At 41.8% G+C, this 22,038-nt stretch carries 13 protein-coding genes; 11 read left to right on the top strand and 2 right to left on the bottom strand.

The annotated features are described in order from the left end of the window. Nucleotides 1-83 precede the first annotated feature (83 nt). The 9 genes from pulA to NSQ79_RS03000 all read left to right on the top strand — a co-directional run bounded on the left by pulA (nt 84) and on the right by NSQ79_RS03000 (nt 13,940). Complete coding sequence (gene pulA / locus NSQ79_RS02960) at nt 84-2,279, top strand: type I pullulanase (protein ID WP_175060522.1); 2,196 nt, start codon at nt 84-86, stop codon at nt 2,277-2,279. Nucleotides 2,280-2,448: 169 nt separating this feature from the next. Continuing rightward, nucleotides 2,449-4,329, top strand: a complete 1,881-nt coding sequence (gene glgB, locus NSQ79_RS02965; protein WP_339313823.1) for a 1,4-alpha-glucan branching protein GlgB — start codon at nt 2,449-2,451, stop codon at nt 4,327-4,329. A gap of 191 nt (nt 4,330-4,520) precedes the next feature. Beyond that, the gene (locus tag NSQ79_RS02970) at nt 4,521-5,663 is read left to right on the top strand and encodes a glucose-1-phosphate adenylyltransferase (protein WP_164332116.1); all 1,143 of its coding nucleotides are present in this window, start codon (nt 4,521-4,523) and stop codon (nt 5,661-5,663) included. Beyond that, nucleotides 5,653-6,789 carry a glucose-1-phosphate adenylyltransferase subunit GlgD gene (gene glgD, locus NSQ79_RS02975; RefSeq protein ID WP_156209495.1) on the top strand — a complete coding sequence of 379 codons (1,137 nt, stop codon included), beginning with the start codon at nt 5,653-5,655 and terminating at the stop codon, nt 6,787-6,789. Before NSQ79_RS02970 ends, glgD begins: the two co-directional genes overlap by 11 nt. Continuing rightward, nucleotides 6,786-8,216: a glycogen synthase GlgA gene (glgA, locus tag NSQ79_RS02980; RefSeq protein ID WP_164332115.1), complete on the top strand. Its 1,431-nt coding sequence runs from the start codon at nt 6,786-6,788 to the stop codon at nt 8,214-8,216. The genes glgD and glgA overlap by 4 nt, the downstream gene beginning before the upstream one ends. Before the next feature lie 325 nt (nt 8,217-8,541). Further along, nucleotides 8,542-10,947, top strand: a complete 2,406-nt coding sequence (locus tag NSQ79_RS02985) for a glycogen/starch/alpha-glucan phosphorylase (RefSeq protein ID WP_339313825.1) — start codon at nt 8,542-8,544, stop codon at nt 10,945-10,947. Nucleotides 10,948-11,167: 220 nt separating this feature from the next. Beyond that, entirely contained in the window at nt 11,168-11,728 is a 561-nt protein-coding gene (locus tag NSQ79_RS02990) for a GNAT family N-acetyltransferase (protein WP_002886874.1), read from the top strand. Nucleotides 11,729-11,833: 105 nt separating this feature from the next. Then, nucleotides 11,834-13,363: a DUF1310 family protein gene (locus tag NSQ79_RS02995; protein WP_002886875.1), complete on the top strand. Its 1,530-nt coding sequence runs from the start codon at nt 11,834-11,836 to the stop codon at nt 13,361-13,363. Continuing rightward, complete coding sequence (locus NSQ79_RS03000; protein WP_049529306.1) at nt 13,344-13,940, top strand: hypothetical protein; 597 nt, start codon at nt 13,344-13,346, stop codon at nt 13,938-13,940. The genes NSQ79_RS02995 and NSQ79_RS03000 overlap by 20 nt, the downstream gene beginning before the upstream one ends. A 62-nt stretch (nt 13,941-14,002) precedes the next feature. Here the strand turns inward: NSQ79_RS03000 and gshAB are convergent, their stop codons facing one another. Next, the gene (gshAB, locus tag NSQ79_RS03005; RefSeq protein ID WP_084871200.1) at nt 14,003-16,267 is read right to left on the bottom strand and encodes a bifunctional glutamate--cysteine ligase GshA/glutathione synthetase GshB; all 2,265 of its coding nucleotides are present in this window, start codon (nt 16,265-16,267) and stop codon (nt 14,003-14,005) included. A gap of 545 nt (nt 16,268-16,812) precedes the next feature. On the opposite strand from gshAB, the gene NSQ79_RS03010 reads away from it, so the two are divergent. Together NSQ79_RS03010 and NSQ79_RS03015 are read left to right on the top strand one after the other, a co-directional pair. Continuing rightward, entirely contained in the window at nt 16,813-18,558 is a 1,746-nt protein-coding gene (locus NSQ79_RS03010) for an ABC transporter ATP-binding protein (RefSeq protein ID WP_164332114.1), read from the top strand. Next, nucleotides 18,548-20,416, top strand: a complete 1,869-nt coding sequence (locus NSQ79_RS03015; protein ID WP_014632841.1) for an ABC transporter ATP-binding protein — start codon at nt 18,548-18,550, stop codon at nt 20,414-20,416. Before NSQ79_RS03010 ends, NSQ79_RS03015 begins: the two co-directional genes overlap by 11 nt. 94 nt (nt 20,417-20,510) lie before the next feature. Here the strand turns inward: NSQ79_RS03015 and NSQ79_RS03020 are convergent, their stop codons facing one another. Then, a complete protein-coding gene (locus NSQ79_RS03020; RefSeq protein ID WP_164332113.1) occupies nt 20,511-22,034 on the bottom strand; it encodes an ATP-binding cassette domain-containing protein in 1,524 nt (507 codons plus the stop codon). Nucleotides 22,035-22,038: the final 4 nt, after the last annotated feature.

Genomic DNA, 22,038 nt, shown 5'->3' on the forward strand with positions numbered 1-22,038 from the left:
ATCTTCCATAAGAACGCTTACAAAACGAACATTTTCTGCTATAATAGGAGAAAAAGTGAGTAACGAAAACTAAGGAGTAAAAAATGGACAATTTATTAACCGTTCATTTTCATAGTATGCATGGCGACTATTCCAGATACAGTATGTGGAAGTGGCTAGATGGTTATTGGGGCGAAGAAGCCCATTTTTCACGTGAAGATGATTTTGGCCTTGTTGGTCAGGTTACTTCTCCCTCCAATCGTTTTATTGAATCTGTCAATCTTTTGGTAAAAACGGAAGACTGGTCGAGGCAAACACATGATTATCGCGTTCGACGTTTCCTAGGGGATGCTCCAAATGCTATTTGGATAGTTGAAGGTGATCCAACGGTTTATTATTCTAAACAGGCAGCCTTGACTAGCCATAGTTTTGAAGGTCGCGACCAGCATGCCTTTGATGTGGCTCTCCGAAGACAGGAATTTGACCAGAAGTGGGGATTTCAAGGCTGGTTGGGTCATAAGTATGAAAAAGGGGCTACAGAGTTTCGCCTTTGGTCACCTCTAGCTCGTCGTGTACAGCTCTTACTTTTTAAAAAGGGCAGTAAAAAGCCTAAGATCATTAAGATGAGCCGAGGAACCAGTGTCAATAAGGACCGTCATGAGATGAATACTCACGGTGTTTGGAGTACCACTGTCAAAAAGGATTTGGATGGGGGAGCCTACCAGTTTCGTGTGTACCATGAGGAAAGCTTCTATCAGGATACGAGAGACCCCTACAGTATTGCCCTTAGCTTAGATAATAAAAAAAGTTTGGTGGTCAATCCACAGCGACTTGTCCCAAGAGGGTATGAAAAGGTTACCAAGCAAAAAGCGAGCTGGCGTAAGGCAAATGCTTGCTCATCCGTCATCTGTGAAATGCACCTCCGTGACTTCTCGATTTCAGAGACGTCCGGTGTTAAGAAATCCTATAGAGGAACCTATCTAGGTGCTTGTCAGAAAGGGACTAAAAATGCCCATGGAGATGTGACTGGTTTTGATTACCTCAAACGTATGGGTTACAACTATGTCCAACTGCAACCAGTCTTTGATCACCATAAAACCTATGATAAAGATGGTAAGCTTCTCTACAACTGGGGCTATGATCCTGAGAATTACAATGTTCCGGACCGTCAGTTTGCTGCTGATCAAAAGAATCCTGTGGCACCGATTTTAGAGCTTAAGAGAATGATTCAGGCCTACCATGAAGCAGGAATAGGGGTTATCATGGATGTGGTTTATAACCATACTTACTCATCTTACAGCTCTCCTTTCCAACTATCTGTGCCGGCTTATTACTACCGAATGCATGACAATGGGTCTTTCCAAGATGGATCAGGCTGTGGAAATGAAACAGCCAGTGAAAAGGAAATGTACCGTAAGTATATGATTGATTCCTTAACCTATTGGGCAGAAGAATTTGGAGTGGATGGTTTCCGTTTTGACCTCATGGGCTTGCATGATGTTGCTACGATGAATGCTATTCGTTCGGCTATGGATGATATTGATCCTAGGATTCTTCTTTATGGTGAAGGATGGGATATGGGAATTGGACTTCCTGTAGACCAAAAGGCCAAGAAGGATAATGCAGCCTTGATGCCTAGAATCGGATTTTTCAATGACAATGCGCGTGATGCGGTCAAGGGAGCAGAGGTCTATGGGCACATCAGTAATGGCTATGTGTCTGGAGCTCCATTGGAAGATCAGATTGCCAAGAGCCTGCTTGGTAGCCGTGGTTTTGTAAACTACCTCATGCCTGGTCAGGTCCTCAACTATATCGAAGCGCATGACAACTACAATTTGAATGATTTGATGCACCATTTGCATCCACATGATTCGCCAGAGGATATTGAAAAACGTATCTACTTGGCTAATGCCCTCAATCTGACTATGCAGGGGATGTGTTTCATGCAATTGGGACAAGAATTCCAGCGTAGTAAGATGGTTGCAACAGGTGAAGATGGAAATTACACGGAAGCGGATGTTAAGCGTGCCATGAATAGCTACAATGCCCCTGATGCTGTTAATCAGGTGGATTGGAATCAAGTGACTCTTAAGAAAGACTTGGTTGCTAAAGTTGCCAAATTAATTGAGCGTAAGCAAACCGTACAAGAATTTTCATATCGTTCATATGCAGATATTTACGATAATCTCTATGTCGCAAAAGCTGAGTATGATTCAGGTATTGTTGAATTACATATTTCTGGAAAATTACGTAAGACTTTTGTGTTCGATAATATGAAAAAAGATTTGGAGATTTACTGACAAGAATGTCAAAAAATGTTATAATACAGTAAACGCTTACATAAGTGGTTTTGTTTACTTGTAAGCCCTATCGGTCTGAAGGGTTTTCTAGTGTATTTACATATATTTCAATGTTTTAATTTCTTGATAGTTAGAACTATCAAGGCTAGTTTAAGAAAGGAGTGATGGTATGAATCTCGATGAAGCCATGTACACATTTGGAACAGGTGAGAACTTCCACCTTCAGAATTATTTGGGTGTGCATGAATTAGAGGGAGAAGAAGGTTTTATCTTCCGTGTGTGGGCCCCTCATGCTGAGCAGATTCAGGTAATTGGAGATTTCACAGGTTGGTTTGATGAACCTCTGGATATGACCAAAAACCATATCGGTGTTTGGGAGGCAACTTCAGCTCTCCCAGAGGAAGGACAACTCTATAAGTTCTTGGTGAAACGTAAGGGAGGTCAAGTCGTCGAAAAGATGGATCCTTTTGCGACTTACTTAGAGCCTCGTCCTGGAACAGGAGCTGTGATTCGTAAGAAGAAAACTAAGAAGTGGAAGGATGGCCTTTGGATGGGTCGTCGTAAACGCTTTGGTTTCCAAAAACGTCCGGTTAATATCTATGAAGCTCATGCATCATCTTGGAAACTAAAAGAGGATGGTCAACCTTATACTTTCAAAGAATTGAAAGAAGAGTTGATTCCATATTTGGTTGAGATGAACTATACCCACGTGGAATTCATGCCACTCATGGCTCATCCTCTTGGGATGAGTTGGGGTTACCAGCTTATGGGTTACTTTGCTTTTGAGCATACCTATGGCACACCAGAAGAATTTCAAGATTTCGTAGAAGCATGTCACCAGAATAATATCGGTGTCTTGGTAGACTGGGTCCCAGGTCACTATACACAGAATGACGATGCTTTGGCCTACTTCGATGGTACACCAACTTTCGAATATCAGGATCACGATCGAGCTCATAACTATCGTTGGGGCGCACTTAACTTTGACTTAGGAAAAAATCAAGTTCAGTCTTTCCTTATTTCAAGTGCTCTTTACTGGATTGAAAATTATCATATCGATGGTATCCGAGTGGATGCAGTATCTAACATGCTCTATTTGGACTATGATGAAGGTCCATGGATGCCTAACAAGGACGGTGGAAATCGTAACTTGGAAGGCTACGGCTTCCTTCAAAAACTCAATCGTGAAATTAAAAAACGCTATCCAGATGTTATGATGGTTGCGGAAGAATCAACTGCAGCAACGCCAATCACCCAACCGATTGAAGAAGGTGGTCTAGGTTTCGACTTCAAATGGAATATGGGTTGGATGAACGATATCCTCAAATTCTACGCAGAAGATCCAGTTTACCGTCAGTATGACTTCAATCTGATGACCTTCAGTTTCATGTATTGCTTCAATGAAAACTATGTTCTACCTTTCTCACATGATGAAGTGGTTCATGGTAAGAAGAGCATGATGCATAAGACGTGGGGTGACCGCTATAATCAGTTTGCTGGTCTTCGTAACCTCTATGCTTACCAACTCTGTCACCCAGGTAAGAAATTGCTCTTTATGGGTTCTGAGTTTGGTCAATTCTTGGAGTGGAAGTTTGATTATCAACTCGAATGGGGTAATCTTGAAGATGAGATGAACCAGAAGATGCAGGCCTTTACTAGCCATATGAATGCTTTCTACAAGGACCATAAATCTCTCTGGCAGATTGATGATTCTTACGATGGTATTGAAATTATCGATGCGGATAACCGAGCTGAAAGTGTTCTTTCCTTCATTCGTAAGGATGACAAAGGCGATAAGGGTGACTTCCTCGTCTGTGTCTTCAACCTAGCTCCAGTGGAACGACAAAACTTCACTATAGGATTGCCAGTAGCTGGTATCTACCAAGAAGTGCTTAACACTGAGATGGAAGAATTCGGTGGTGTTTGGAAAGAAGGAAATCCTGAAACCCGTACCCAAAAGGCGAAGTGGAAGGACTATGAAAATACCCTTAGCTTCACCCTACCTGCTCTAGGAGCAAGTATCTGGCGTGTAAAACGTCGCTTGAAATAAAGGGTAGACTTAAACGTGTACACGATTTGTTTTTCGGGGTGATAGAAAGATAATCACAATTCTAAGATGCTTTTGATTTTCGAACTGTTACCATTGGTGAAAAAACTTACTTTAATTGTCATAATCAGTTTCGACTGATTGTCTCGTCATCCTTTTGAGGATGAAACAAAAAATCATGAGGGGGACTATTCATGAAAAATGAAATGTTGGCTTTGATCCTTGCTGGTGGGCAAGGAACTCGTCTTGGAAAATTGACCCAAAGTATTGCCAAACCAGCTGTTCAATTTGGTGGACGCTACCGTATCATTGACTTTGGTTTGTCAAACTGTGCCAATTCAGGGATTAACAATGTTGGTGTCATTACACAGTATCAACCACTTGCTTTGAACAACCATATCGGAAATGGTTCAAGTTGGGGCTTGGATGGTGTTAACTCTGGTGTATCAATTCTTCAACCTTACTCAGCTAGTGAAGGTAATCGTTGGTTTGAAGGTACCAGCCACGCTATTTACCAAAACATTGACTATATCGACAGTATCAATCCTGAATACGTTTTAATCTTGTCTGGTGACCATATTTACAAGATGGACTATGATGACATGCTCCAAGCACACAAAGAAAATAACGCGAGTCTTACTGTAGCAGTTCTTGATGTGCCACTTAAGGAAGCTAGCCGTTTCGGTATCATGAACACAGACGCTAATAACCGTATTGTCGAGTTCGAAGAAAAACCTGAAAATCCTAAATCTACTAAGGCATCAATGGGTATTTACATCTTTGACTGGAAACGTCTTCGCAATATGTTGGTTTCAGCTGAAAAGAGTGCGGTTGATATGTCTGACTTTGGTAAGAACGTTATTCCTGCTTATCTTGAAACAGGTGAAAGCGTCTATGCTTATGAATTTGAAGGCTACTGGAAGGACGTAGGTACTATCGAATCCCTTTGGGAAGCAAATATGGAGTATATCTCTCCTGAAAATGCCTTGGATAGCCGTAACCGTCAATGGAAAATTTATTCACGTAACATGATTGCTCCACCAAACTTCTTTGGTGAACATGCTGAAATTGAAGACTCACTCGTTGTTGATGGCTGTTTGGTTGATGGAACTGTTAAACATTCAGTGCTTTCAACAAGTGCCCAAATCCGTGAAGGTGCGGTCGTTGAAGATTCAGTGATTATGAGTGGTGCAGTTATCGGTAAAGGCGCAAAAATTAAACGTGCGATTATAGGTGAAGGGGCACACATTTCTGAAGGCGTGGAAATTGACGGTACAGAAGAAGTGCAAGTAGTAGGATACAATGAAGTAGTGGGGGTACCAAAAGATGAAGATTGATAAATATTCTGCAATTCTAGGAAATACCGTAGGATTCCATGACATGGATGGTTTGACTGAGCACCGTCCTATTGCCAGCCTACCATTTGGTGGAAAATATCGCCTCATCGACTTCCCATTGTCTAACTTGGCTAACGCTGGTATCCGTAGCGTCTTTGGTATCTTCCAAAACGAAAACATCAGTTCTGTTTTCGACCACATTCGTTCAGGTCGTGAGTGGGGCTTGTCAACACTCCTCAGCCACTACTACCTTGGTATTTATAACACTCCAGTTGAAAGTTCAACTGTTGATGAAGAATACTATCGTCAAATTTTGACTTACCTTAAACGTTCAGGTTCAGACCAAACGGTAGCGCTTAACAGTGATGTTTTGGTCAATATTGATCTTAACCAAGTTTTCCACCTTCACAATACAACAGAACAAAAAGTTACTGTTGTCTACAAAAAACTTCCGAAAGAACTCATTTCAGATGTAAACACCATTTTGGAAATTGATGAATCTGACAAAGTGCTTGGCCATGAACTCTTCCAGGGTGGAGATAAAGAAGTTTACAATATGTCTACAGATATCTTTGTTGTGGATACACCATTCTTGATTGAAAAATTGGAAGAAGAAGCAGCTAAAGAAGAACCACGTAAGCTTCGTTATGTACTTCGTGATTTGGCAGTTGCTGAAAATGCTTTTGCTTACGAGTACACTGGTTACCTTTCAAATATCCACTCAGTGAAAGCGTACTTTGATGCCAACTTGGATATGTTGGAATCGCAAAAATTCTATTCACTTTTTGCACCAAACCAAAAAATTTATACAAAAGTTAAAAATGAAGAGCCAACATACTATGCAGACTCTTCTGATGTTAAAGTGTCTCAATTTGCATCAGGTTCTATTGTACGTGGTAAGGTGGAACACTCAGTGATTTCACGTAACGTAGATTTGGCAGAGGGTTCAAGCGTGGACCACTCAGTTCTCTTCCCACGTGTTAAAGTTGGTAAAGGCGCTACAGTTGAGTATGCGATTGTGGATAAAGGTGTTGAAATCGCTGAAGGTGTTACTATTCGCGGTACAGAAAACAACCCAGTTGTCATCAAAAAAGGTAGCGTTGTAACAGAGGATATTGTACGATGAAAATTTTATTTGTAGCAGCTGAAGGTGCGCCCTTCGCTAAAACAGGTGGCCTAGGTGACGTTATCGGTGCCCTTCCTAAATCTCTTGTTAAAAATGGTCACGAAGTTGCCGTAATTCTCCCTTATTATGATGTGGTTTCGGCTAAGTTTGGCGATCAGGTTGAAGACCTTGGCTTCTTCTATACAAATGTTGGTTGGCGTCGTCAATATGTCGGCATCAAGAAAATTGTCCGTGATGGTGTGACTTTCTTCTTCATTGATAATGAGCAGTATTTCAACCGTGGTACGGTATACGGTGAGTGGGATGATGGTGAGCGTTTTGGTTTCTTCCAAATGGCTGCCCTTGAGTTGATGGAAAAAGTGGACTTTATTCCAGATATTCTCCATGTTCATGACTACCACACAGGCATGATTCCATTCCTACTTAAGGAAAAATACCATTGGATCCAAGCTTACCAAGGTATTAAGACAGTCTTCACTATCCATAATATTGAATTCCAAGGTCAATTTGACAGTGGTATGCTTTGGGAAATCTTCGGTGTTGGTTATGAGCGTTATGCAGATGGTACCCTTCGTTGGAATGACTGCCTCAACTGGATGAAAGCTGCTGTTCTTTACGCAGACCGTGTCACAACAGTTTCACCTTCATATGCTGGAGAAATCCAAACACCTGAATTTGGTAAAGGCCTTGATCAAATCATGCGCATGGAATCTGGTAAGTTATCTGGTATTGTTAATGGTATCGATACGGACCTCCTTGATCCAGAAACGGATACCCACATTCCTTACCACTTCTCAGTGGATGATTTGTCGGGTAAAGCCAAAGACAAGGCAGCGCTTCAAGAACGTCTTGGTCTTCCAGTTCGTGAAGATGTACCAGTCATTGGTATGGTGTCTCGTTTGACTGACCAAAAAGGTTTCGATTTGGTGGTCAATGAACTTCACAACATCTTGCAACATGATGTTCAGATTGTTCTTTTGGGTACTGGTTATAGCGACTATGAGAATTCTTTCTCTTGGTTTGGTCATGCTTACCCAGAAAAAATGTCTGCCAACATTACCTTCAACCTAGAGTTGGCTCAACAAATTTATGCTGGTTGTGACATTTTCCTTATGCCTTCAGCCTTTGAACCATGTGGCCTCTCTCAAATGATGTCTATGCGCTATGGTACCTTGCCAGTGGTTAGTGAGGTTGGTGGTCTTCGTGACACTGTTGAACCTTACAACCCTGTGACAGGCTCAGGTACAGGCTTCTCATTTGGTAACTTCTCAGGTTACTGGATGGTTCAAACCCTTGAAAAAGCTCTCGATGTTTACGAAAACAACGCTGATGCTTGGAAACAACTCCAGCACAATGCGATGACACGTGACTTCTCATGGGATACAGCAAGTTTGGCATATGTTGATTTGTACAAACAATTAGTATAATTCCAAAGATAACTTTTCTCGTAAGGGAAAAGTTATCTTCGTGTAAAGCGTTTGAAAACGCTTCTAAAATTATTTAGCCCCTAAGTTTTGCTTGGCAGAGATTATAGAGAAAGCGTCTAAAAGTCTGAATAGAAGAATAACTCTAATCGTGTTATAATATAATTGACTGTTTTGACAGTTTTGTAAATAAAGATTTTGAAATATCTGTTTCGAATCTTGTCTGGCAAGGTTTGGAAGTTTGAGTAAAATTTCCAATTCCCTCTTATCTGAATATATACCTGTAAGAAGTGTATTGAAGATAAGGAAGTAGTAAGAAAGGATTTCTATGCAACTCGAAAATTTAACAAAAGAACAATTCATCCGTGACTTTAAGGATACTCTCCATCAAGAGCAGTTGATTAAAGTTGCTAAGGCCACACCAACGGAGATTTTTACTGCCTTGGCTGGTTTGATCCGTAAATATTACACAAATACATGGATTGAACGTAACCATGCACTTTCAGACAATCAAGAAAAAATTGCTTACTACTTCTCGATTGAATTTCTTCCAGGTCGTATGTTGGAAACTAACCTTCTCAACCTTGGTATTCTTGACCTTGTTAAAGAGGGATTCGCAGAACTTGATATTGACTTCCGTGAAGTTGTAGAAGCTGAGCATGACATGGCACTTGGTAATGGTGGTCTTGGTCGTTTGGCTGCTGCCTTCATGGATTCACTTGCGACTACTGGTTATCCTGGTTTTGGTAACGGTCTTCGTTACCGCTATGGACTATTTAAACAACGTATTGTTGATGGTTACCAGGTGGAATTACCAGATGGTTGGTTTGGTTCTACAGGTAATGTTTGGGAAACACGTAAAGACCACGATATTGTCTATGTGAAACTCTTTGGTGATGTGGTTCTTGAAAGCAATGAAGATGGTCGCTTTGTCCCAACTTATAAGAATGCTCAATTCCTTCGTGCCGTACCTTATGATGTGTCGCAAATTGGTTATAAAAATGGTGTGATTAACAATCTTCGCCTTTGGGATGTTGAAATTCCTGAAGAATATGAGTTGGATTACCCAACATTGGAAGCACGCCGTCGTGTGAAAGATATTACTGCCATTCTTTATCCAGATGATTCAACAATTGAAGGTAAAAAATTGCGTTTGGTTCAAGAGTACTTCATGACAAGTGCCGGTCTCCAAACAATCATCAAATCTTACCTCAAGATGGGCTTGCCATTGAAAGATATCCACGAAAAAGTATCTGTTCACATCAATGATACCCACCCTGCGGTTGCACCAGCTGAATTTATGCGTCTTCTCCTTGATGAATATGGTCTTTCATGGGAAGATGCTTGGAATGCGACTGTTAAGACTATGAGCTACACTAACCACACTATTCTTCAAGAAGCCCTTGAAAAATGGGATCAACAGCTCTTCAAACGTGTCCTTCCACGTGTTTACCAAATCATCTTGGAAATCGACAACCGTTACATTGCTGAAATGGCTGGACGTGGTATTGCTGCGGATGTTATCGAACGTACTCGTATCGTTAAGGATGGTCAAGTTCATATGGCTAACTTGGCTATCATCGGTGGTCACTCAGTTAACGGGGTTGCCAAACTTCATACCGAACTTCTTAAAGAAGATACACTTCACGATTTCTATACTATTTATCCTGAAAAATTCAATAACAAGACAAATGGTATCGTTCAACGTCGTTGGACACAAATTGCAGCTCCTGAACTTTCAGCAGCCATTGATGACGTGATTGGTGATGGTTGGCGTAACGACATCCATGAGCTTGAAAATCTTACAACTTACTTGGATGACAAGGAAGTCTTGAACCAGTTCTATCAAGTTAAGAAGACTGCTAAACAACGTTTGGCAGACTACATCAAAGAAACAACAGGCGTAGAAGTGTCTACAGATGCTATCTTTGATGTTCAAGTGAAACGTCTTCACGCTTACAAACGTCAATTGCTTAACCTTCTCCACATCATCAAACTTTATTGGGATCTGAAAGATAATCCAGATAAAGACATGGTACCTCGTGTATTCATCTTTGGTGCCAAAGCTGCCCCTGGTTATCACTTCGCTAAATCTGTTATCAAACTTATCAACGAAGTTGCCAATCTTGTTAACAATGATGAAAGCCTCCAAGGAAAACTTAAAGTGGTCTTCCTTGAAAACTACCGTGTCAGCCTTGCGGAACTTATCATTCCAGCAGCAGATGTCTCTGAACAAATCTCATTGGCTTCTAAAGAAGCATCTGGTACCTCAAACATGAAATTCATGATGACTGGTGCTATTACCTTGGCAACACTTGACGGTGCCAACATTGAAATCAAGGACGAAGTAAGCGATGAGAATGTTGTTATCTTCGGTATGGACAAGGACGAAGTTTATGAACACTATGCACGTCACGATTACTACTCTCGTGCAGTTTATGAAAATAACACAGTCATTCGTCGTGTCGTCGATACTTTTGTTAACGGTACGATTCCAAATGCTCAAGCTGAAGGTACTGAAATTTACGAAGCCCTCATCACCCACAACGATGAGTACTTCCTCTTGGAAGACTTCGCTGCTTATGTAGAAGCTCAAGAGAAAATCGATGCACTTTATCGTGATCATGACAAGTGGGCACGTATGAGCTTGGCTAATATTGCTAAATCTCATAAATTCACTTCGGATGATACGATTACAGAGTATGCTAAAGAAATTTGGGAATTGAAAAAATAGGCGATAGCTTATGAATCACAAAAAAGATAGCGACTAGAAATGGTCGTTGTCTTTTATTTTTTTAAGAAGAGAGATGACTGAGACAGATAAGCAGCATTTAGAGTGTCTGTTACAGTAGGAGTTTGTCCCTAGCTTAATCCAAGCCCTTAAAACTTGCACTTACTTATCAAGATGTTATAATGACCTATAGGTATAAGCATCAGAAAAAGGGGGAAAATTTATGGCTTTACGCAGCCAATTAATTACCAAAGAGTTTCCAGAATTAGATAGGGTAGAGCGTTTAAACAACGAGGCCTTTCCAGAAGAAGAACGTATTCCATTAAGTGAGTTTTTACAATTGGATGGTCGTGATGATTATCATTTCTTTGCCTTTTATGACGAGGATGATTTTGTTGGATTTGCCTCAGTTCTCTATAATGCCAAAGTTTTTTATGTGAGTTTCTTTGCCATCGTACCTCAAATGCGGAGTCATGGCTACGGAAGTGAGATTATTGATAAACTGGTGGACTTTTATGGACCATCGCGTTCTATGGTCTTGGAAGTAGAGCGCTTGGATGAACCTAACGACAATCCTGAGCAACGTGTGGCGCGTTGGGATTTCTATAAGCGTAATGGTTTTAAGACTTCCAATGCCTTCTTGGAATATGAAGGTTTGAGCTTTGAGATTCTCTATCGTGGCGATCACTTTGACGAAAAAGCCTACAGAGACATATTCCACAAACTTCAGGAAAATGCTTATTTTGATTTTAGTATCAAACATCGTCACTTGAGCGATTTATAAAGAATCTAGTTAAGCAGGTCTTAGTTGGCCTGTTTTTCATTTATTTTCAGGCTTTACCAATCGTTTTCAGATTAATTTGGAGTCCTATGCTATAATAGAAGTACTATGAAGAAAGTAATTTTACAGTATCTGGCAAGTGCCCTGGCTGTAATCCTCATACTTGGTCTTGTGGTTTTCAATCGACAGCGAAATCACTCTTTGGTAAAGAAGGTCAAAGACCCTGAGATTTCCTATATCTATCAGGATTCTTTGGAAAATATAGATAGACTGGCACTTAGTCAGGCTGGGGTTATCCAATCTTATCAACTCGATGCTTTGTCTGTTAGGAAGGAAGATGGGAAGATTTACCTCGTTCTCCATATCAATCATTCCTATGATATGCAGGTAAATCTTGTCCTAAAGGCAGATATCTACGGTGATTTATCTGTGGTTCAAGCGACGCCATCAAAGGCTTTAAAGCTGGCCTTGGAGGACGCGTCTTATCAAAAGCGATTGACCTTGATTTCACAAAAGGCAGATGCTATTATGGCTCGTGACCACTGGGATCAGGCCATTAAGCCAGCCTATGTGGCTCAGGTGAGAAGTAAGATGAAAAAGACTTCCTTGACCCAGCTAGACAAGGTTTTACAGGACATTGACCAAGAAAGTAAGGAAGTGGGCTCAGATACCTATACGGCCTTTTTCCAAGCTTCTCAACTCCCTAATCATGACAAGCTCAATTTGGTTATGAAGCACATGCAGGTTTATGTGGACAAGTACCAGTTCCTCCAGTTAGGGAAGTCAGGTTATAAATTTTCCAAGAAGTTAGAGCCAACTAGTCCTTTTTACAGTTACTTCCGTGAGGCTATTATGGAGACCTATCAGACGGATTTAGGGCTTGGGGTGGATGACTTAGGTATCAAGCTCCACCTTTTTAGGTCTTGGATTGATAAGCAGTCTATGGATTATATTAGGAGCAACTACAAGGGTAAGACAGACTTGGATAAGCTACTGGCCTACAGCAAGGACAAGAAGATTCATCTGGATTACACAACAGGTGCTTCCTACCATAATCGAAGCTTGGGAGACTTTACCTATCCGCAGAACATGAAAATTCAGCTACCTCAGACCAGTGTCATTGGCCCTTATGGAGTTAGCAATTCCCGTTTTATTGAGTTTATTGTCAATATGGATACGGGGAGGTTTGTTTCTGAGTGGAATGTCTACAAGAAAAGGAAAGACGGTAGCATCGACTCTAATCCTAAGCATTATAAGATTGAAGCTGGCGCTGACATTGCCGATACGGATTCTGCTAACTATGGGCTGTCTAAGGGCTTGAATGCTGACCTACCAGCCTATCTCAATAATAGCCATACCTATCTCGACGTTCGTCATCCTGCTGACAATGCGATTAGACGCAAGATGGTTAGGAAGTGGAAAAATCCCAAGAATGTCTTAAACGGTGGGCGCTATGCTGATATTGTTAAAAAAGGAGGCTTGAAAGACCTTGAAACATGGAGACAAGTTAAAGCTGAAGACCGGCTCCAGGTCTACAATGCTTACCTTGATTATATTCGCTCTCATCTTGTGCTTAATGGGTTTGACAGCTTTTACCAAGAAACCTACAAGCCCCAAGGTGGAGACAAAAAAGACTGAAACCCTTGATAGTGTTCTTGTCGCTAAAAATTTCTATCGTGTAAGGGATGCCTATGCCATCAAGCTCTACGGGCAGGATGAGGGGATGTCCTTTGATGTGTCTGGCCAAAGACTTTTTGGATCAAACATTGCTATTAAGGATGGCCTATTATTTGGCTCAAGTCTTGGAGATTTGACCATTGAGGCTTATTTTCAAGGAGAGGTGTCCTACCTTTTAGAGGCGACCCAGAAGCTCCCAGTGGACAAAAATCGCATAAAAGCTAATCACTATAGTCAGGACATTGTTCTGAATAAGGTTTGGACTAGTCTGGAAGGCCAAGAAACCTCCAACAGTATCATCACTCAGTTTCAGGATAAGACTCTACTCAAGTTGCGGATTAGCTACAACAAAGAGTTTCTTCCCACAAAGATTCAAGGTTTCTACAATAGCCAAACCTTGAATGGCTGGCGGGACCTCTTTTACATAGATTATCCTTACAGTGATCAGGAAGCCTTCAATCAGGCTCAAGATGCCTATATACAACACATCCAGTACATGGAAACTCATCCTGAGGAAGAAGCAGGAGAGTTTGGTTAATAAAGCAAAATCACCTTTATCTCGAGATAAAGGTGATTTGTTTTGCGCCTAAGATTTAAGTTTTAGTTTTGATTTGTGGCAACTTCTGGAAAAAGCTTGTCTAAGATTTTTGAAGTGATAGCCTGTCCAGGTCCTTCAGCACAGTAGGTGTGCATATACATAGAAGGGTTAAAGTTGAGCTCGATGCAGGTGCAATGAGGGTTTTCTTTGCTAGCAGGTTGGGTTTCATCTGGAATAATGAGGTCAACCCCACAAGCCCAAGCGCCCATACTAGTTGCCATAGCTGCAGCTAGTTCTTGGTAAGAGGAATCCATGGTCTCAGTGACATCAATAGAGTCACCACCCGTAGAAATGTTAGAGTTACGACGTAGATTGACCTTTTTCCCTTCTGGGAGAATATCATCAGGGGTATAACCCTGTTGTGTTAACATCAGTTGTTCGATGTCTCCTAGCGCAATGATTTCAAGTGGTGAGCGGTGATCACGTCCTCGCAATGGATTGGCATTTTTCTGAGCGACCAATTCACGAATGGTGTGTTTGCCATCACCGACAACATTGGCAGCGACACGAAGGAGGACAGCCTCACAGCGCCCATCCAGAATGAAGAAACGGTATTCGGTTCCTGGGATAAATTCTTCAACAAGAACAGCTGTATCTTCTGCAAAGGCAATCTCGAGGGCTTTCTTATAGTTATCAAGGCTGGCAGGCTCTTGGAAAATGGAAATGCCCAGACCAAAGTTGGTTGATTTTGGTTTAACTACAATTTGCTTGTCCTTGATAAGAGGATAATAAGCTAGACCTTGTTCCAGACTGGTAAATTCGTCGCCAGCAGGGACAGGGAAACCGGCATCAGCCAGGATTTTTTTGGTCACGGTTTTATTGGCCATGGCAAGAGGTACTACATAGTTGTCTTTTGAGGTCATGTTACCATTTTTGACGTACTCAACATGATCTTTATGCCAGAGTTTAAGGAACTGATCCTGCTCATCTAGGATTTCAAAATGAATCCCCTTTTGAATGGCATCAAAGAGTAGCATCTGAGTAGAAAGCTCCATCTCCTCGTAACCCTTAAGAGCATAGTGGGCAGTCCAGTCGTAATCATGATAGGCAAGAGCCTTGTCAAGGGCAAAGTCAGCAAGGGACTTGTCTTTGATATGAGGCAGAAGTTGAGCAGCTAGTGTCTGGCTAGGATCAGCAAAGGCATCTTTGACTTGTTTGACCAGACCTTGATGATAGTCACCAAGCCCAAAATGTTGCACCAGTTGGTCCAGAGCTGTCGTAATGTTCTGAGTTTCAGCTTCAGAAGGTAGAGAATCTAAAGGATGAGAGAGGGCAACTTTTTCATTCAGCGCGTGACCTTGAGCCAGAGCCTGATCGACATTTTCAGGGGCATCCATCCAAAGGAAGGCTAGCAGGAGTAGGTGTACGGTATCCATGGTAGTTTGGCTAATACCGATACGCTCAAAGGGGTTGAGGTCGAAGTTACGGAATTCCAGATAGGTAATTCCCTTGTCAAGGAAGGAACGATTAACCTTTTGTCCACGGAAACGAACAGCTGAGTAAAATTCTTTCTCCGCAATCAAATCTCCTTGTTCGATATAGTTTTCGATGGCAGAGACATAATCTTCTAGGCTTGCAAAAGATACTTGGATTTCTTCCTTATTGACATAACCATGGTCACTGTTACGGAAGGAACGCACGGGTTCTGGCACTTCTTGGTCGAAGAAACCTTGCTCAGCAACAGGTGCAGCACCAAAGAGATAGGTAATTACCCAACGGTAGCGCAAATAGTTCTGGGCCAGCTTAAGATAGAGGGCATTTTTGAAAGCAATCATATCAGTCTGGTCGCTTTCTTTGAATAGGACCTCAACCAAATCTTTCCCAAGTTCCATATTATAGTGGATACCTGAGATAGCTTGAAGTTTGGTTCCGTATTTTTCAGCCAAGTAGTTACGATAATGGCGTTCGAATTCATTTTCCAGTTGGGCAACTTGGATTTCTTGGGCCTTGATACGAGGTGGCATGGACAAGGGCCATAGAAGTTCATCTTTACTGATGGAACGTCCGGCTACATCGGTAATGGCTCCAAGAAAACGACGAGCCTCAGTGGTAGATTTAGCAACTGGTGTGATGAGCTCCATTTGAAACTCACAAAAATCTGTTTGAATATAAGGGTGGAAACTTCGAGCTCCTAGGCAAGAAGGGTGAGGCGTATGTGCTAATTTTCCCTGTCTATCGACACGAAGACTTTCGCGTTCAATTCCAAAGTTAGCTTGAAGGATAGGGCTGGTAGGCTCCAGCTTTTGAAGCAGTTGATTTATAGTCATAGAGTCACCTTTTCATCTAATGTTAGTGTTAGTCTATTATAAATAGGAACAGAAAACAAATTTCTGCTACGTTTGGCTATAATTTACGAACATTTATGATAAGTTTGTGAAAAATGAGCAGGTTTTAGAACGATATTTTTATCAAACATCGTAAAATGCTTACAAATGTTAGTGAAATGACATTGTACTTGCAATTTTACTCAATTTAACCTATACTAATGACATATATATGAGAACGAAAAAATCCCTAGGGTCTGCCCTCAGGGGCTTTTGTATGCTCTCAAAAGGGTATGACCGTTCTTTTATAGATAAATGATAAGCATAAGACTGTTAGTTTTAAGCTTTGCTCTGCCCAATAACGATGCTTTCGCCGTGATGATATTCCTATAACTGCAGAAGCAGTTATAGGAAGCGGAGTTATCGAGACTTTGGCTCGATAACTAGTCATGGAACGACTGAGTCGGTCGCTGACGTCCGCCATCACTTAAGAAAGCATCAAAAAAGAAAAATATCAAAAGAATAAAGAATAAAAAACGGAGGTAATTATGTTTCAAACCCTGATCGCCCAGATAAAGGAATACAAGAAACCCTCAATCCTAGCGTCCCTCTTCATGACGTTAGAAGTCATGTTTGAGATTTCCATTCCCTTTGTCATGGCCAATCTTTTGGACAAAGGTGTCCAGCAATCTAACATGTCTAACATTTGGCTCTATAGTGGCCTCATGTTGGTCTGTGCCTTCATGTCGCTTTTCTGTGGGATGCAGTCGGCACGCTATGCGGCCTTTGCTTCTGCTGGATTTGCCAAGAATCTACGTCAAGCCATTTTCAAAAAGGTTCAAACCTTCTCTTTTGAAAATATCGATAAGTTCTCAGCTGGTGGTTTGGTAACACGTATGATGACTGATGTTACCAACGTGCAGAACTCTTACCAGATGATTATCCGCATCTGTGTGCGCGCACCACTTAATCTGATCTTTGCCATTGCAGCAAGTTTCCTGATTAATGGTGAAATGGCTTGGATTTTCGTTGGTGTAACACTCTTCCTTGGTCTGGTTTTGGCTGTTATTACCAAAATCGTATACCCTCTTTTTACTCAAGTGTTTGAGGCTTATGACAACCTCAATAACAGTATCAAGGAAAATATCACTAACATGCGTGTGGTGAAATCCTACGTTAAAGAGCAGGAAGAGACAGATAAGTTCAAGAAAGCTTCACGCCGCATTTACAAGATGTTCATGCGTGCTATTCGTGTGGTTATCATGTCTAACCCAGCCATGATGTTGTCTATGTATGCGTCCTTTCTCATGATTTCCTGGTTTGGTGCTCATCTTATCGTTATCGGCAAGCTATCTACAGGTGAATTGACTTCCATGTTCAGTTACACCATGACTATCCTCATCTCACTCATGATGTTCATGATGATCTTTGTCATGTTGTCTATCTCTATGGCTTCTGTAGAGCGTATCAATGAAGTGCTCAACACTGATTCAACCATTGTTTCACCTGAAAATGGCTTGACAGAGGTCACAGATGGTTCTATCAGTTTTGAGCATGTGGATTTCTCATACACAGATGAAAATGGTGATAAGACCCATGTTCTCAAAGATATTACGCTTGATATTAAGTCTGGTGAAGTTATCGGTATTCTTGGTGGAACAGGTTCTGGTAAATCAAGCTTGGTTCAGCTCATTCCTCGTCTTTATGATGTGGAAGCCGGTCAAGTTAAGGTTGCAGGCCACGATGTTAAGGACTATGATTTGGATAGCTTGCGTAAGCAAGTTGCCATGGTGCTTCAAACCAACGTCCTTTTCTCAGGAACCATTAAGGAAAATATGCGTTGGGGAAATAAACAGGCGACAGATGAGGAAATCATTGAAGCTTGTAAGATTGCCCAAGCTGATGAATTTATCCAAGAGTTTAAGGATGGCTATGACACCAAGATTGAACGTGGTGGAGCCAATGTCTCAGGGGGACAACGTCAACGTCTCTGTATCGCACGTGCCCTCCTCATGAATCCAAAAATCTTGATTCTTGATGATTCAACATCAGCGGTTGATACTAAGACAGATAGTTTGATTCGTCAAGGTTTGGCATCAAGTCTTAAGGACACCACTAAGATTATCATCGGTCAACGTATTTCATCCATCCAAGATGCAGACCGCATCGTTGTTATGGATGATGGCCGAATCGATGCCATTGGTACTCACGATGAATTGGTGGCTAACAATGCCATTTATCGTGACGTCTACAAGATGCAAACACAAGGGAAAGGAGTAGCAGATGCAAAATAAGAAAAAAGCTAACTGGGGCTCTTTAGCAAGACTTTTGCGCTTTTTGTGGCAAGACTATAAACTTTCACTTTCTATCGCCTTTATACTCATTGTTGTTGCTTCTTTGGCAACGGTCAATTTGACGGCTTCTATTCAGTCCTTGGTTGACGTTTACGTTCAGCCCATGCTCAAATCTGGTAGCCATGACTTTGGTCCTCTTTTACATTTCTTGACTTCAGTGGCTGTGTTCTGTCTTATCGGTGTGATTGCCAACTATGTGTCATCACTCCTCATGGCGACGATTTCGCAAGATTCTCTGCGTTCCCTTCGTAATCAGCTCTTTGCTCGTATGCAAAAGCTGCCCGTTCGCTACTTTGATACTCACCAACACGGTGACATCATGTCTATCTACACCAACGACATCGATGCCCTTCGTCAGGCTGTTGAGCAGTCTATTCCACAGTTGCTACAAACAACTATTACCCTTATCGGTGTGACTGTGACCATGCTTACGGTTAGTCCTCTCCTCTTTATCGTGGTCCTAGTTATGGTAGGTATCATGTTTATGGTCATCAAAAATGTATCAGCTAAATCAGGCCGTTACTTTGGTGAACAACAAAAGAATTTGGGGATTGAAAATGGCTTCATTGAAGAAATGATGTCAGGTCAAAAAGTGGTCAAGGCCTTTGTCCACGAAGAAGAAAGCATGGCTGATTTTGACAAGATTAACGAGCAACTTTTTGAATCTTCTTACTTGGCTAATCGCTATGCCAATGTTCTCATGCCAATTCTTGGGAACTTAGGAAATGTTTCCTTTGTTTTGACTGCCTTGGTTGGTGGACTCTTTGCCCTTAATGGTGTCGGTGGTTTGACTATCGGTGGTCTCATGGCCTTCCTACAATTGAACCGTTCTTTCAACGGACCTATTACTCAGGTCTCTCAACAACTGAATTTTGTTCTTATGGCACTTGCCGGTGCTGACCGTATCTTTGACCTTCTGGACGAACCAGAGGAAGTTGACCAAGGTAAGGTCACTTTGGTCAATTACGAACTGGTAGATGATCAGATGGTTGTGACAGACAAGAAAACCAATCTCTGGGCTTGGAAACACCCACGTCCAAATGGTGACTACGAATTGGTCGAGTTGGTCGGAAATGTGGTCTTTCAAGACGTTGATTTCTCTTACGATGGTAAGAAACAAATCCTTCATGACGTTAACCTCTATGCAGACAAGGGGCAAAAGGTAGCCTTTGTGGGTGCGACAGGTGCTGGTAAGACGACGATTACCAACTTGATTAACCGTTTCTACGATATCCAATCTGGTGTGATTACTTATGATGGTATTGATGTCAAGCTGATTGAGAAAGATTCTCTTCGTCGCTCACTTGGTATCGTGCTTCAAGATACCCATCTCTTCACAGGGACTATCGCTGAAAATATTGCCTATGGCCGTGCCGATGCGACACGCGAGGAAATTCTTGAAGCTGCCCGTATTGCTAACGTGGATTCCTTTGTGCAACATTTGGACAATGGTTATGACACTGTTCTTACAGATGATGGTGCAGGCTTGTCTAACGGACAACGTCAGCTTATCGCCATTGCGCGTGCTGCCCTTGCCAATGCACCGGTTCTTATCCTTGACGAGGCGACATCCTCTATTGACTCTCGTACTGAAAAAATGGTACAAGAGGGGATGGACCGACTTATGGAAGGACGTACGGTCTTCGTTATTGCCCACCGTCTTTCAACCATTGTCAACTCTGACGTTATCATGGTTATGGACCACGGACGAATCATTGAACGTGGTGACCACGACAGCCTTATGGAACAAGGTGGTACCTACTACCGACTTTATACCGGTGGTCTGGAAATTGATTAAGACTAAAAAAACTCAGGTTTTGCCTGAGTTTTTTTGCATCTGAAGAAAAGGTTTCTTTTGAGACTTTTCTTGCAAAAACGATAGATTTGAGATCTTAAATCTCAACTTCTTCTAAACCTTGTGAGTCTAGACGATAGATCTTTTGGCAGACTTGTCTGAGGTAGTTGACATCATGCGATACCGTCAGAATTGCCCCTGGATAGTTCTCGAAGAGCTGTCGGACTTGGGGTTGCGAGGTGGGCGAAAAATTTCTGGTTGGTTCATCTAAGATAAGGAGCTGAGGGCTTTCTAAGACCAGGTGCAGCAGGAGTAGTTTTCCTTTCTGTCCTCCAGATAAATCAGAGATTGCATGGTTCATTTCATCATGACTAAAGTTGAGGTAAGCGAGATGGGAGCTTATAACTTCTCGTTCAGACTTGTCGCCAGTCTTACTCAAAAACGCTATTGGAGACAAATCCAGTGGCAAGATAGTGTCATAACGTTGGGGCATGTAGCCAATAGTCAGGTCTGTCTTCTGACTAAGTTTTTGGTAGAGATAGTGTAAGAGAGTGGATTTACCGCAGCCGTTATCTCCCACAATACCAATTTTTTCCTGGCCTTTCAAAGAGAGTTTGAGATGGTCAATGGTCAGGTGAGGAGCTATGTTTATCTGCTTTTCATCTAGATTTAAGAGATATTTTCCTTGAGGTAGAGGGTCGATATGAGAGAAGAATAGTTCAATGCTATCTTCTTTTTCAGGCATTTGTGTCATGTCTTGGGCAAGGCGGTCGTAGCGTTTTTCTTGTGAGAGGACTGCTTTCATCTTTTTAGCAACCAATCGTCCTTGCGTGCTGTCATGCGTATTACGTAGGGTAGTTTGGACATTTTGTTTGATACGACGATGCTTGGCCATGGCCTTGTCATAGGCTTTTTTCTCGGTTTTTGCTTGCTGCATCTGTTGTTGGAAGGTATCAGTGCGTTGTTGACTATAGTTATCATAGTTGAGGTGCTCCACACTGGTCCTTGCCTGTCGACGACGTTTAAGGAGTTCCAGATGGATAATGGTATCAGCTGTCTGACTGAGTAAATCCTCGTCATGTGAGATGTAGACGATCGTTTTATCTGAGTGCTTGATAAAGTCTTTTAGCCAAGTCATAGTAGTCAAGTCCATATCGTTTGAGGGCTCATCAAGAAAAATGACGTCGTGGGGACGAGCTAATTCTCGGATGAGTTGAATTTTGAGTTTCTCACCACCTGACAGACTGGCGATAAGCTGACTGCTAGCCAAACGCTCACTATCAAAATGAAGTTCATCAGCCAGACGATAGAGGGTAGCATAGTCTAGGTCATAAGTGTCCGCAAAGAAGTAGTCGTTAAGGGTTAGAGATTGCAAGCTATCCGAAATCTGTTGGGGAATATAGACCTGTGGGTTATCTGGTTTATTAATAGTTCCTTCGTAAGACAGATGGTCAAAATGTGCTTTTGGATTGACCAGAAGGGCAAGGAGACTAGATTTTCCATTGCCTTCCTCCCCAATGATGGCGACTTTTTCGCCTGTAGCTATCGTTAGATTTAGATCATGAACAAGTTCACGCAAATCCTTGGTATGTATTATGGTTAGGTGTTGAATCTGTATCATAGGA

It is taken from the genome of Streptococcus sp. FSL W7-1342 (assembly GCF_037966635.1).
Lineage (GTDB): Bacteria > Bacillota > Bacilli > Lactobacillales > Streptococcaceae > Streptococcus > Streptococcus salivarius_D.